Below are 11,923 nucleotides of genomic sequence, written 5' to 3' on the forward strand. Positions count from 1 at the left end.
CGCAGGTGGCGTGGGAGTCAGCTCCAGGGTCAACTGGTCCGGGGCAATGCGGTGCCGGCCGATCTCCATCAGAGCAGCCAGCTCGGCCTCGGTGTGGGCCGATCCCAGGTGCTCGATCACCTTGTCCCGGCGCCCTTCCTTGACCGCGATCTGCACCGCCATCGCCCCTGAGGCTGTCTTGACCTTACGCAGAAACGGGCTCACCACCCCCACCCTACCGGCCCCTTAGTGTGCCAGCACACCCACAACCACCACGGAATACCAACGAAAAACCCACCTCAAAACCCAGACCCCACCAAAGTGTCACGAGTCAGGTCTGAACCTGAGAGTTCCTCGCGGTTCTGTTTATGGATTCCTGGGCCCGAATGGTTCCGGGAAGTCCACGACAATGAAAATGATCTTGTCCCTGGTGAGGCCATCAGCGGGGCAGATTCTCATCGACGGCGAACCAATGACTCGCCGATCGCGGCAACAGCACCTTGCCCATATTGGGTCCCTGATCGAGTCGCCGCCGGGTTACAGTCATCTCACCGGCGCCGAGAACATGCGAATTATTCAAAGACTGCTCGGTCTTGACGAGGAGGATGTGAGCTACGCCGTCTCCGCGGTGCACATGGCTAGTCACATGGACAAGAAGGTGCGCGACTACTCTTTGGGGATGAAGCAGCGCCTGGGTATAGCCATGGCGCTGGTTCGCCGTCCTTCGCTACTGATTCTGGACGAGCCCACTAACGGTCTGGACCCCGCGGGGATCGAGGAGATCCGCAGGCTCATGCGCCGATTGGTATCGGACGGAATCACGGTCATGGTTTCCTCTCATCTTCTCGGCGAAATCGATCGAACTGCCAACGTGCTCGGAATTCTTGTTCGGGGGCGGCTGCTCTTCCAGGGGTCACGGACTGAATTGATGAGCGCCGCCGCTCCGGACACTCTCGTAGAGTGCTCGGACCCTGCCCTGGCCGCCGAGCGCATCGCCGGTTCTGCGCCGCTGGCCCATGAGGGTGATGTACTCCGGGTATCCGGCCTCGACCGGAGGCGCACGGCACGGGTGGTTGCGAGTCTCGTCGATGCGGGTATCGACGTGTACTCTATCTACCAGGAGGAGCAGAGCCTCGAAGCCGTATTTATGGCCCTTACCCGGGGAGGGGGACTGTGAGTACCTTAAAGGTCTTGACCTTCGGTACTCGTATGCTGCGCAACGAATACGCGAAGATGCATCATCTGCGGGTCGGAGTGATTGCCGCCCTCCTGCTGCTCGGAGTTGTCGGACTCACTGTCATAGGCGCCATGAACTCGGGACTGGCTGAACACCGGTTGGACTCCAATGAGCATGCATGGAATCTTCTCCTGATCAGTCTTCACTCATCCGTCGAATTGTCCGGGCCCCTCCTTATCGCAATCCTGGCAAGCCGCCAGGTTGAGATCGAGTACTCCGGCAGCTCGTGGACGTCATCGTCAGCCGCAGGTGCCGGACCCGGACAACTGTGTCGGGCGAAGTTCATCGCCCTGGGACTCATTATACCAAGCATGCCCATATTCTGGGGAGCTTTCGTAGTGGTGTTCGGGACGGCAGCCGGGGTTGCCTATCCGGTTCCTGTCGCTCGACTGTCGGGTCTTGTCATCTCGCTCATCGTGGTGAATCTCGGCGTCTTGGGCGTGCAGTTGCTGATATCGGCGAGGACTGAGAACCAATTGGGGCCAATGGCCGTGGGAATCATCGGAATCCTGTTGGCCACATTTTCCCAGGCCATGCCCATATGGGTGCGTCACCTCACTCCGTGGACGGCTTACGGTCTAGTGATTCCAGGGGACTTCGTTAACTCTGATATCGTTCCGCTCAGCATGCATCCGGCGAGCCTTCTAATCCTCTCCGTCATAGGCGGGGCGCTCTTCATGGGTGCGACTTTGCGCCTGGACCAGATGGAGATGTAATGAAAGAATCAGTTGTCACAGAGCTTCTCAAACTACGACGGTCTACGAGCTGGGCAGTGGTCGGATTCGTTCCAACGGCATCGGTTCTCAGTGCATGCGTCTTCGTGAAACCCGAGAGCTGGCAACTCCTGTGGATCCGATCGGTCGGATTCTACGGCATGGCCCTTCTCCCGGTAAGCCTTGCGGTTCTCTCATCGCTCGTCTGGCGCGTGGAGCATCAGGGCTCTAATTGGAATGCGCTGATGAGCGCGCCTGTACGGGCCTGGCGCATCGTCGTCGGGAAGGGAGCGGCTATCTGGTTGCTCGCAATCGTGATGCAACTGGTCCTCGTTTGTTCTGTCATTGGTGCAGGCATCCTTGTGCTTGACCTCTCCGGGTTTTTCCCCGTGCGGTATCTAATGGCGGGGCTGCTCATTGCGATTTCTTGCGCTCCGGTCTGCGCCCTGCAATCCGCCCTCTCCTCGATGACCCGTTCGTTCGCACTTCCTGTCGCTGTGGGACTTGTTCTCACAGGCATAGGCACCCTCCTCCTGCTCATGCGCGTCCCGGGAGTATGGATACTTCCCCACGCGTTCGCAACTCAAGCCACCCAGATGGGGGCAGTATCAGGGGGAGCCGCAATTTCTTTCGCCGCCCAAGAAATCACAAGAACCAGTGTTTTCTTCACGATAAGTATCTCGACAATTATCACGTTTTGCCTCTTAGCCGCGACATCGTTGATCCTCGAGCGGACAGATGCGCGGATATGAGTTTGGTGCAGGTGTGCAGTGAAAACTATTGATGGCGTCAGGCGGTCTCGTCCTTTGGTCTACTGGTCTTGCGGGAGACGCAGAATTATTTGGCGATTTTGATCGCCGGTGCGGATGGAGAGGAATGTTAATTGCGGTAATGATCGTAAACACAGATAATCAGGCTGGGGCGTCGGAGAAACGCAATGCCGTTTTATATAGGAGAACTTTTGAAGAACAAGCCATAGGATACCTAATGATATGGGCGAGGTCCTGAGAAAGCTTTGCATCGCAAGGCCTCGGCGCGGAAAATCGAAGCATTCAATGGAAAGTATTCCATGCTGGCAGGTCTTGCGTATTCACTGTGTCCTCGAGCTGCAGATTCTGACTTGTTCGTTCGAGTGACCTCCGATATCGATTAACTGCACGAAGGCAGGAAGGTGAAGTATAATGTGGCAGCCGAGCAGTTACGTGCTGGTATTGCCGGATCATGGTAATTCCGAGGCAATTCCTGTCGAATCCGATTATTCGAGTCCTGGGTATGTTCGGTTCGATCATGCATCTGGTAGACCGTGGGTCGTAGGACGCCTTTTGGGGCGTCGCCTTGTCTATGCCAGAGACCGGAACACGCAGATCGTTGTTATCGGATCCAGCAGTGCGGATATTGGACAACTCGAGCAGATTCTTCGCAAGATGAAGACTATTACGGATCTACCGGTGTTGACACATGGCATTGCCGGCAATTTCGTTGTTATCGCCTCCAGAGAGGAGAGCATTATTGCCTTCGGGCCGGTGTTCCAGACATACCGTCTCTTCACGTGTCAGGTCAACGGGATGCCTTTGATCTCTGACAGGGCGGATATGCTCGCGAGCATCTGCCGCTCTAGGATAGATCGATCCGCGCTGGCGTTGAAGCTAATTTCCAGCGTTCCCGACCAGCATCTTGCGGACCGACCGATGTGGGAGCAGATATCTTCTTGTCCTGGTGGCACGTACCTGTTGGTTGATAAGAACGGGTGCCTTCGGAGCGCAAAATGGTGGAATAGACCGGGGGCGCGCCTAAGAAGAGAGGAGGGGGCCGAACTTCTTAGAGATGAATTGGCAAGGGCGGTGGGGGCAAGAAGGGTCGGATTTGATCATATTGCCTGTGACCTGTCCGGAGGTTTGGACTCAACTCCAATTTGCTATCTCTCCTCGACGTTGGGGCGAACGACCGCAGTTACCTATTTCAATGATGACCCCGGAGGCAGAGAAGATCTGAGCTGGGCCCGTAAAGCTATCGTAAGCATGCCGGAGATCGAAGCCCATGTAGTTCAGTCGATTGATGATGCTCCGCAATTCTTTGGCGGATTGCGCGACATGTAAATAGTTTTCGACGAACCGTCGCAGGTTCCCCTCGCCGCGCCACGTATGCAATACACGCTCGAATTTGATGCGGAGAGTCAGATAGGCATGCATCTTAATGGTGCGGGTGGTGATCATTTGTTACGCGGGGTTCCGGTATGGAATCATACACTGGCACGAAATAAGCCTTTATTTGCTTGGCGGAGAATTTGTGCAGACCCTGATCTGAAGGCATACGGACGATGTTCGTTGCTGAGACAGCTACTTAATCGATAATCGTACGGTCAATGGTTGAAAGATCTTGCCTCAGGAGGCCTAAAGGATTTTCATCATGATGGCGAAGCAGGTTTAAGGGTCCGGGTCGACTCTTGGTTTGTTCCGCCGCAGTTTCCCTCTTGGTTGACTTCGGAGGCGCGAGAACTCTTGCGTAATAGTTTTCTGGAGGCAGCAGAAGCGGATTGTCCGCTTGCATCAGATCGAGCTGGGCATTTTGACCGTTTGAGTATTCTTGAGGCGGGGCGCGTGGTCCGCAATACCCAGATTGTTGGAGACTGCTGTGGGGTTTCCTACGAGGCGCCTTTGCTGGATGATCGCGTTGTGGAGGCGGTGCTTGCCGTTCGGTATGAGGAACGAGATGGTCCTCTGGAATGGAAGCCATTGATGAAGCAGGCCATGATGGGATTCCTGCCCGACGACTACCTTCACCGGACTACTAAGGTAGGGGGGTCCCCTCAGGTTATTAGGGGATACTGGGGCAACGCCCGTGAGGTCATGGAGATCTTGGAAGATTCTGGTCTTTTTGGCACGGGGCTTGTGAACAAGGAAATACTTCAGCGAGAAGCGGCTCCCAGCATGACTGACGGCCCGCCGGGTTCTATCATTTCCGCCATCAATATAGGACTTTTTCTGAGAAATCTGCATTCGCATGGTTTGTACTGAGAAATCAACGTATCTCTAAGCGAAGGACTGGCGGTTCATGATGAGATCACGAAATCACGACGACAAGCGAAAGGTGATACGGGTGTCTACAGGCTATGGCGATGTCGCCCTCGATCTGGAAAGTGGGATGTATTGGCGGTTAAATGGGTCGGCATCGCTGGTGCTCGATATTCTTGAGGGTGGCGGCACCGAGAGTGAGGCGGCAAGCGCGTTGGCGTCTGAGTACGATGTGGATGAACAGAAAGCGTTTGAGGATGTCAAATCAGTTTCTCAGACTCTAAAGCAAGGAGGCTTGCTGTGAGCCAGGTTCGACCGGTCTCGGTTGCTAGGTTGAGAGCACTAGATAGATTTGTGATTCTGGTTTTCGTCTCACTGGCGCGGTTGATGGTTCGATCGAGTCCGACAGTACTCCGAACGAGGTTGGCGAGGCTCTGCTCGGGGGTACGGCTTGGCTCATATTTTGAGGTTCAGAAAGTGCGGGATGCGGTTCTGTCTTCCAGTTCTCTATGCCGAGGATCTGATGCGTGTTTGATCCGCTCGGTTACGGTGCTGTTGGTGTGCAGATGGAAGGGGTACGTTCCGGTGTGGTGTGTTGGAGTCGCCGTGGTCCCGCCATTTGCTGCTCATGCCTGGGTGGAAGCAGAAGGGCGCGTGGTAGATGAACCATTCACAGTCGATAGTTTCAAGGCGTTCTTCAAGGTTCCGGAGTCGTCGAGGGTCGATGCTTAGAGGAACTGTATGAGCTCCTTTCTGATTTCAGAGAGGATGATATTGGTTGCACGTTATGTTTAGAGAGGAGGTGATGTGTCGTGATGAAGGAGTACATGGAGCCTTCAGTGGTTGCGCTCGGTAAGTTCAACTCGCTGACCGGTTTCGGACTTGGCGCCGCTCGCGAGGGGTGGTGGCTGATTGCGGATGTGCCTTTCAGGCCTTGGTGATCTCGAAACTCAGGTGTTGGAAAACCGTCTTGTTTTCTTGTTTTCGACGACGATGATTGGCGGAAGGAGGTGTTGGTTATGAAGAAGACCTACGAGAGCCCCGTGATCGAGAGGATTGGAGAGTTCGCCCAGCGGACGGGAGAGTGGTTCGGCCCGTACACCGAGTACGTGCTGTTCTTGCGTGACTGGTCGTACGAGGGCTAGTGGCGATTGCGATTGTCAGTACGTTGCTGACACTCTGGCTTTCTAATTCTCCGACGGAAGGTCAGAATTAGAGGCGCCGGCCTCCGCTGGGGCGGCACATGCTGTAGGCGAGACTCGCTTCAGCGGAGCGGCGTCTTTGATGCGATTTTAAATTATTTTCACTATTTTTAGCGGCGCGGCTCGTTTGAGTCTCTTGCTGCCAGCGTGGGAGACGTGCCCGCCCCGTATACTCGCCTGTATGGAGGGTCCTGAGCGTCTGGTGGTGGGGGTCGGTCCGGGCGTGGGAGGTCGGGTGGGCGGTGGTGGGGGTCCTCCCCGGTGTCTCGGCCAGGAGTACTGGAGTGAGTGGTTTTTCTCGGACACTGGGTCCCCACTGTCCGAGAAAACCACTCACTCCATAATTCCAGCCATAATTCCAACGGGTGTTAGGGATTGTAGGGGGTCAGTGCTACGCTTCCGTTGTCAGCGCCGCCTGACGGACCTGACGAGCGCCAGCCGTTGTCGAAACGGACGGGCTCGAGAAGGATGACAATGAAGGTTATTCAGGGGTTGGTGCAGGTGTAAAGGGCTAGTGTGGTTGTGATGGTTTATTTGAAGGTATGCAGGGGTCGTCGGTAGTCGTGGGCCAGGATCTTCCAGGCCTTGATGTGCGCGATGGCTCTCTCCACGACGTAGCGGATTCTGCCCAGGGCCTTGCTCGCCTGTCTCTGGGCCTGGGTGGGCTCGCCGTTAGGAGATTTCTTACAGGGGTGACAACCCCGGTTCCGATGTGGCCTTTATCGGCGATGCAGCAGGAGGGGGCGATCTGCTCGAGCACGCCGGAGGTGGTGATGGCCTTGGAGTCGCGGGTGGCCCCGGGCGGGGGGTCCGAGGCCCACCGCAGGTGCCCGGTGAGGCTGACCAGCACCTGCAGGCTCATACCGGTGCGCCTGTGCCTGCCCGACCACAGGTCGGGCTGGTCCTTCCAGCTCCAGCACGGCAGGAGGGTCCCATCGATGATGTACGCGCCGGCGTGGGGGATCTCCTCCGCGGTCGCCGGCAGGGGCCCCAGGGCCCCGGCGATGATCCGGGTGATCACCGAGATCGTCCGCGAGATCGTGGGCTGGGACACGCCCATGATATCGGCGATCCCGGCCTGGGAGGCGTTGGTGCGCAGATACATCAAAGTGGCCCGTACGGCTGCCAGTGGGCTGAGGACTCGTGGCGCCAGGGCGATCTCGCTGTCGCCCAGCACCGGCTCCACCAGCCTGCTTATCTGTACCCTGTCCAGGCCTGTGATACCCTTGATCATGATGTCTCGTTCCTGAGAAGGTTCTATGTTTTCCTGAGAAGGTTCTATGTTGCAACTTGATTCTCTCAGGTCAACGAGTCGTCACCTGGCCAACACGCCGAGCCCCATTCTTTATATCCACGCTTGAATAACCTTCATTGTCTTCGGCACTCCGGTCTACTGGCACACGGTCAGCGGTTCGCTGAAAGTGCTGCTGGAGCGGTTGTCACAGAATATGCCGGACCTTTCCGGGAAGCGCCTCGTCTTCTTCTTTCAGGGGAGCGGCCCGACGCCGGAGTCGGTGGCGCAGATGGAGTATATGATGAGGCGGTTCGCCGAGGTGATGGGGATGCGGCTGGTCGGCATCGCCTCGGATGCGGCCTCGATCAGGCAGGTCAATGCCCTGCTGCGCAGTGCCACATAGTTCCCAGGCGATGCCGTCATGGCGCAGTAATAGTAAATCTCATCTCATATGTGGAGCACATTATGTCAGATAATCAGTTCGGCCTGGTCTACCGGGGCGCGATCACCGAGAACCTGCCCGGCCAGGTCAATATTCATCCGGCCGGTTACGCCACCAGCAATGGTGTTGATATCGCGGCCAATGTCTACACCCCGGCGGGCCACAGCGCCAGTAGTGCCACAGCCGGGTATCCGGCGGTGGTGGTGGCCCATCCCAACGGCGGGGTCAAGGAGCAGGTAGCCGGGCTGTTCGCCCAGAAGCTGGCTGAGCACGGCTTCATCACCATTGCCGCTGACGCCGCCTACCAAGGCGCCTCCGGCGGCACGCCGCGCCAGACTGATCGACCGGCCAACCGGGTTGAGGACATCCGGGCGATGGTCGACTTCATCAGCGGCTACCCCGGTGTCGACGCCCAGCGCGTCGGTGCTCTTGGTATCTGCGGGGGTGGCGGCTACACCATCCAGGCGGTCAAGACCGACAAGCGCATCAAGGCGGTGGCCACCGTCAGCATGTTCAACAGCGGCCGCGTCCGCCGCAACGGATTCCTTGACGCCCAGGTGGACACCATCGCCGAGCGCCTGGAGCAGGCGGCGCAGGCCCGCGCCAAGGAGCTGACCGGTCAGGTGGAGTACACCGGCACCCACATCTCGCAGCGGCTGAAGCTGACCCAGGAGCAGCTCGAGGACATCCCCGCCGGTCTGTACCGCGACGGCACGGTCTACTACGGCATGACCCACTTCCACCCCAACGCCACTCCGCGCTACACCACCAGCAGCCTGATGTACCTGATGGCCTTCGACGCTGAGAACCAGGCTGAGCTGATCAGCCAGCCGCTGCTGATGATCGCCGGTAAGGACGCCGACACCCGCTACATGACCGACGCCGTCTTCGACAGGGCCACCGGAGTCAGCCACAAGGAGCGCTTCCTGATCGACGGCGCCACCCACATCGAGACCTACTGGAAAGAGCCTTACGTCACCCAGGAGGCCGACAAGCTGATCGAGTTCTTCGAACGCTACCTGTAGCCCTTGGATGATTGCCTCCGGGGTCGGGCGTGCTATCGGCCTGCATCCGGTTGGCGTTCGCCAGGTGCTCTGCCGGACTCCTCGGACCGACCTCGCCACGGAAGGTGAACCGATCTCGGTAAGAAAAGGCTGCCGGGGGCAGCGCGGCCAGTCGTCCGCCCGGGACGTGGGAGAATGCGGACGTACCTTTCCCGCGTGAACGTACCCTTCTCGCATCTTACTGGGGCTAGAGGTCAGAAGGATGAGAGAAAGGCGCGTTCACGCGATGAACCTCCGTTGACGTTGGGCTCCCGGCCTGCTCACCTCCCCCGGAATCAATCGTCCGGCCTCACTCCTGGGGCGTGCCCTGCAAGCGCGCATCCGCAGGGCGCTCTAGTAAGCCGCGGATGCCGTAGCAGACGGTGAATTCGAGGTAGTGCGGGGCAGACGCTTCGTTCACCGTCGCCCCGGGAGGCGCCTGATTCGGTTGCGGCGGACGGCTTGGCCCGGGCGGCGCAGTCGATGACGCCTCCCTCGTCGCCCTTAGCAGTCAGCGACAGGAGTCCCGCACAGGTCGCACAGATTGCTGCGCAGGCCGGCGGAGACGGCGGCGGCAGGGTGGCAGCTCGGGAGTAGCGAACTCATGCGACGATCCCGCGCAGGAGCTCCTCCGCCGAGCCCGACGAGGAGGCGGCCGGGCAACGGCGATGGAGCGCGTCGGCTACGCTCGCCTTCATGGGAGCATGGGGGACTGGGACCTTCGAGAACGACGGGGCGCTGGACCTCGTGGCGGACCTGCGGTCGGGGACCTTCACCTGGGACTCGCTCGGATGGTCGCACGAGGGGCAGGAGTACGTCGAGGCCGACAGCGGCCAGTACGCCCTGGCGCTGGTGGAGATCGCCGCGGCCCTGCACGGTGGCGACCCCTCCCCGGTAGACGGCCTCGATCTCGCGCCCCTGGCCCCGCTGTTCACGCCTGAGCGGGTGGCCCTCATCGCGGCGCAGGCGCGTCGCGTCCTTTCCGACGCCGACCACTCCGAGCTCTACGAGCTCTGGGAGGAGGCCGGCGAGCTGGAGCCCTGGCTGAGCGGCGCCCGGGCCGCCCTGGAGCGCCTGGGCTGAGGGCTCTGGTGGTCCGCCGCGACCCGGCCCGACGGCGCCCCAGCCGGCCGAGAGCCAGCCGAGGGCCCACCGGCCCCGCCGCTCCGGGACGTCCTGACACGGAGCCGCTCCTTGCCCGCCCACCGCCGGCCTGCGACGCTTGACGCATGGCAATCATCCTGGACGGGGCCCTGAGCGAGACGGCGCTGCTCGACGCCGCCGGCGACGCCGTGTACGAGCGCGGCGAGGACTGCATCGACGACGTCTCCATCACCAGCACCTCCACCGGCGGCACGACCGCAACGGTCACCAGCACCGTCTCCCACGACGTGCGCCTGACCTGGCGCGGCGACGGCATCGACGGCACCTGCACGTGCCCGTACTTCCCCGACCACGGATTCTGCGAGCACATGGTCGCGGTCGGACTGACCGCCCTCAGCCATGCGCGCGACACCATCATCGTCCCCGACCGCCCGGCCGCAACGGCCCTGACGCCCGAGTCCGCCACCGCCGTCGAGACCTACCTGGAGGGCCTGTACGACGAGGAGCTGCGCGACCTTGTCCTCACCCTCGCCTCAGCCAGCCCCGACGCGCTCCGCGCCCTGGAGAACGCGGCCGGTCTCGCCCTGGACGGCGCCGACGCCGCCGATGCCGACGACATTGAGCTCATGGCAACCGCCCGGTCCCTGACCTCCATACACGATGTCCTCGACTACTACGAGGCCGACGCCTACGCCGGTGAGATCAACGACTTCCTCGACGAGCTCGAGCCCCTTCTGGACAACCCCGAGGGAGCCGACAGCGCGGCCCCCGCCCTCCTGCACATCGCGACCCGCCTGCGCGCGCAGCTCGAGAACAGCATCGACGACTCCAGCGGCGCGGTGTCGAACACGTGCCAGAGTGCCATCGACCTCTATGCGCGGGCCTGCTGCGAGGGGAACCCCGACGGCGCCGAGCTCGGCCTCTGGCTCGCCGACTTCCGGCTCACCTCACCGGGATGGCCCAACATCGCCCTGAACGACTTCCTCCCCGCGCTCGGGGAGGAGGGACTGGCCGAGTACCGCCGCATTGTCAACGCCGCCGCAAGGCAGGCCGGCGACGAGGGCCGGGCCCGGGACTACGAGCTGACCGGCATGCTCCTCAAGCTGGCCGACCACGATGACGACGTCGACCGCGCCATCGACCTGCTCTCAGGGGGCGCACGCCCCCGGTACGCGGCCATGATCGAACGGCTCCTGGCCGCCGGCCGGCGCCGCGAGGCCATGGCCTGCCTCGATTGCGCCGTCGCCGACTCCCAGGTCATCGGCGCCAACCTCCGCTACTGGGCCGCAGCCGGCACCTCCTACGAGGTCGACCCCGCTCGCGCCGTCGACCTCTACCTGGAGGACGGGCGCAGCGAGGACGCCCTCGCCCTCGCCCGCGGCCTGTTCCGCTCCAGCCCGACGCCGGAGACCCTCGACTTCCTCCTCGCCACAGCCGAGCGGCTCGACCGCCGGGAGGAGGAGCAGAGGGCCGCCCTCGAGTGGGCCGAGAGCCAGGACTGGCGGACCGGGGACACGGTCATCACCCTCGCCCTGCACATCGACGACGTCGACCGCGCCTGGGCGGCCGCGGACCGCTGGGGCGCGGACTGCACCTGGCAGGCCCTCGCCGACGCCGAGCCCCAGCCCCGCCCCGACGACGCCATCGACCTGTACCGTCACCGCGTCAAAGAGGTCCTGCGGAAGACCGGTCGGCCCTCGGCCCAGCAGGCGGTCGCCATGGCCTCCTGCATGCGGCGGATCGCCGTCACGGCGGACGACCAGCACGCCGGCCGGCACCTGAGAGCCTTCAACGCCTGGGTCGACGACCTGCGGGAGACCTACCGGCACCGCCCGACCGTGCGCGACGAGCTCGACCGCGCGGGTCTGTGAGGACCGGCGGCCCGCCTGCCCCCGGAGCCCGGCACGCGCCGCACATCCCGAACCTGCTGCAGGCCCTCGACGCGGCGGCGCGGCCGG

At 61.3% G+C, this 11,923-nt stretch carries 13 protein-coding genes and 2 pseudogenes; 13 read left to right on the forward strand and 2 right to left on the reverse strand.

Annotation, left to right across the window (positions count from 1 at the left end):
- Positions 1-204 (reverse strand): annotated as a pseudogene (locus O145_RS17890) (IS1634 family transposase); the annotation flags it as partial.
- A gap of 112 nt (positions 205-316) precedes the next feature.
- Here O145_RS17890 and O145_RS02660 point away from each other — a divergent pair.
- From O145_RS02660 to O145_RS19515, 9 genes and pseudogenes are all read left to right on the forward strand, one after another.
- Positions 317-1,156, forward strand: a pseudogene (locus O145_RS02660) (ABC transporter ATP-binding protein); the annotation flags it as partial.
- 32 nt (positions 1,157-1,188) lie between these two features.
- Positions 1,189-1,932 (forward strand): ABC transporter permease, encoded by a 744-nt coding sequence (locus tag O145_RS02665; RefSeq protein WP_043559708.1) that lies wholly within the window; start codon positions 1,189-1,191, stop codon positions 1,930-1,932.
- The gene (locus O145_RS16980) at positions 1,932-2,681 is read left to right on the forward strand and encodes an ABC transporter permease (RefSeq protein ID WP_084682320.1); all 750 of its coding nucleotides are present in this window, start codon (positions 1,932-1,934) and stop codon (positions 2,679-2,681) included. The genes O145_RS02665 and O145_RS16980 overlap by 1 nt, the downstream gene beginning before the upstream one ends.
- 429 nt (positions 2,682-3,110) lie before the next feature.
- Positions 3,111-4,025, forward strand: coding sequence for an asparagine synthase-related protein (locus O145_RS17895; protein ID WP_156966570.1), 915 nt, complete (start codon positions 3,111-3,113; stop codon positions 4,023-4,025).
- A gap of 270 nt (positions 4,026-4,295) precedes the next feature.
- Positions 4,296-4,943, forward strand: a complete 648-nt coding sequence (locus O145_RS16985; protein WP_084682321.1) for an asparagine synthase-related protein — start codon at positions 4,296-4,298, stop codon at positions 4,941-4,943.
- Positions 4,944-4,983: 40 nt separating this feature from the next.
- Positions 4,984-5,244, forward strand: a complete 261-nt coding sequence (locus O145_RS16990; protein WP_267489907.1) for a lasso peptide biosynthesis PqqD family chaperone — start codon at positions 4,984-4,986, stop codon at positions 5,242-5,244.
- 50 nt (positions 5,245-5,294) lie between these two features.
- Complete coding sequence (locus O145_RS19805) at positions 5,295-5,672, forward strand: lasso peptide biosynthesis B2 protein (RefSeq protein ID WP_411265940.1); 378 nt, start codon at positions 5,295-5,297, stop codon at positions 5,670-5,672.
- Between the two features lie 80 nt (positions 5,673-5,752).
- On the forward strand, positions 5,753-5,881 hold the full coding sequence (locus O145_RS19510) for a hypothetical protein (RefSeq protein ID WP_267489902.1): 129 nt from the start codon (positions 5,753-5,755) through the stop codon (positions 5,879-5,881).
- Between the two features lie 78 nt (positions 5,882-5,959).
- Positions 5,960-6,085: a hypothetical protein gene (locus O145_RS19515; RefSeq protein WP_267489903.1), complete on the forward strand. Its 126-nt coding sequence runs from the start codon at positions 5,960-5,962 to the stop codon at positions 6,083-6,085.
- A 568-nt stretch (positions 6,086-6,653) separates the two neighbouring features.
- On the opposite strand, the gene O145_RS18860 is transcribed toward O145_RS19515, so the two are convergent.
- The gene (locus O145_RS18860) at positions 6,654-7,376 is read right to left on the reverse strand and encodes a transposase family protein (protein WP_338072404.1); all 723 of its coding nucleotides are present in this window, start codon (positions 7,374-7,376) and stop codon (positions 6,654-6,656) included.
- 136 nt (positions 7,377-7,512) lie between these two features.
- Between O145_RS18860 and O145_RS02675 the strand changes: the two genes are divergently transcribed.
- From O145_RS02675 to O145_RS02690, 4 genes are all read left to right on the forward strand, one after another.
- Positions 7,513-7,779, forward strand: a complete 267-nt coding sequence (locus tag O145_RS02675) for an NAD(P)H-dependent oxidoreductase (protein ID WP_267489908.1) — start codon at positions 7,513-7,515, stop codon at positions 7,777-7,779.
- A gap of 62 nt (positions 7,780-7,841) precedes the next feature.
- Entirely contained in the window at positions 7,842-8,843 is a 1,002-nt protein-coding gene (locus O145_RS02680) for an alpha/beta hydrolase (protein WP_052374576.1), read from the forward strand.
- A gap of 714 nt (positions 8,844-9,557) precedes the next feature.
- Positions 9,558-9,944, forward strand: coding sequence for a DUF4259 domain-containing protein (locus tag O145_RS02685; RefSeq protein ID WP_043559429.1), 387 nt, complete (start codon positions 9,558-9,560; stop codon positions 9,942-9,944).
- 146 nt (positions 9,945-10,090) lie between these two features.
- Positions 10,091-11,836, forward strand: a complete 1,746-nt coding sequence (locus O145_RS02690; protein WP_043559431.1) for an SWIM zinc finger family protein — start codon at positions 10,091-10,093, stop codon at positions 11,834-11,836.
- The last annotated feature ends 87 nt before the right edge of the window (positions 11,837-11,923 follow it).

Source organism: Actinomyces israelii DSM 43320 (assembly GCF_000711965.1).
Classification (GTDB): domain Bacteria; phylum Actinomycetota; class Actinomycetes; order Actinomycetales; family Actinomycetaceae; genus Actinomyces; species Actinomyces israelii.

Coding starts and splice junctions, on each gene's coding strand:
- O145_RS19515 (WP_267489903.1), top strand. CDS start 5,960: ATGAAGAAGACCTACGAGAGCCCCGTGATCGAGAGGATTGGAGAGTTC.
- O145_RS02680 (WP_052374576.1), top strand. CDS start 7,842: ATGTCAGATAATCAGTTCGGCCTGGTCTACCGGGGCGCGATCACCGAG.
- O145_RS02690 (WP_043559431.1), top strand. CDS start 10,091: ATGGCAATCATCCTGGACGGGGCCCTGAGCGAGACGGCGCTGCTCGAC.
- O145_RS16990 (WP_267489907.1), top strand. CDS start 4,984: ATGAGATCACGAAATCACGACGACAAGCGAAAGGTGATACGGGTGTCT.
- O145_RS17895 (WP_156966570.1), top strand. CDS start 3,111: ATGTGGCAGCCGAGCAGTTACGTGCTGGTATTGCCGGATCATGGTAAT.
- O145_RS18860 (WP_338072404.1), bottom strand. CDS start 7,376: ATGATCAAGGGTATCACAGGCCTGGACAGGGTACAGATAAGCAGGCTG.
- O145_RS02685 (WP_043559429.1), top strand. CDS start 9,558: ATGGGAGCATGGGGGACTGGGACCTTCGAGAACGACGGGGCGCTGGAC.
- O145_RS02665 (WP_043559708.1), top strand. CDS start 1,189: ATGCTGCGCAACGAATACGCGAAGATGCATCATCTGCGGGTCGGAGTG.
- O145_RS16980 (WP_084682320.1), top strand. CDS start 1,932: ATGAAAGAATCAGTTGTCACAGAGCTTCTCAAACTACGACGGTCTACG.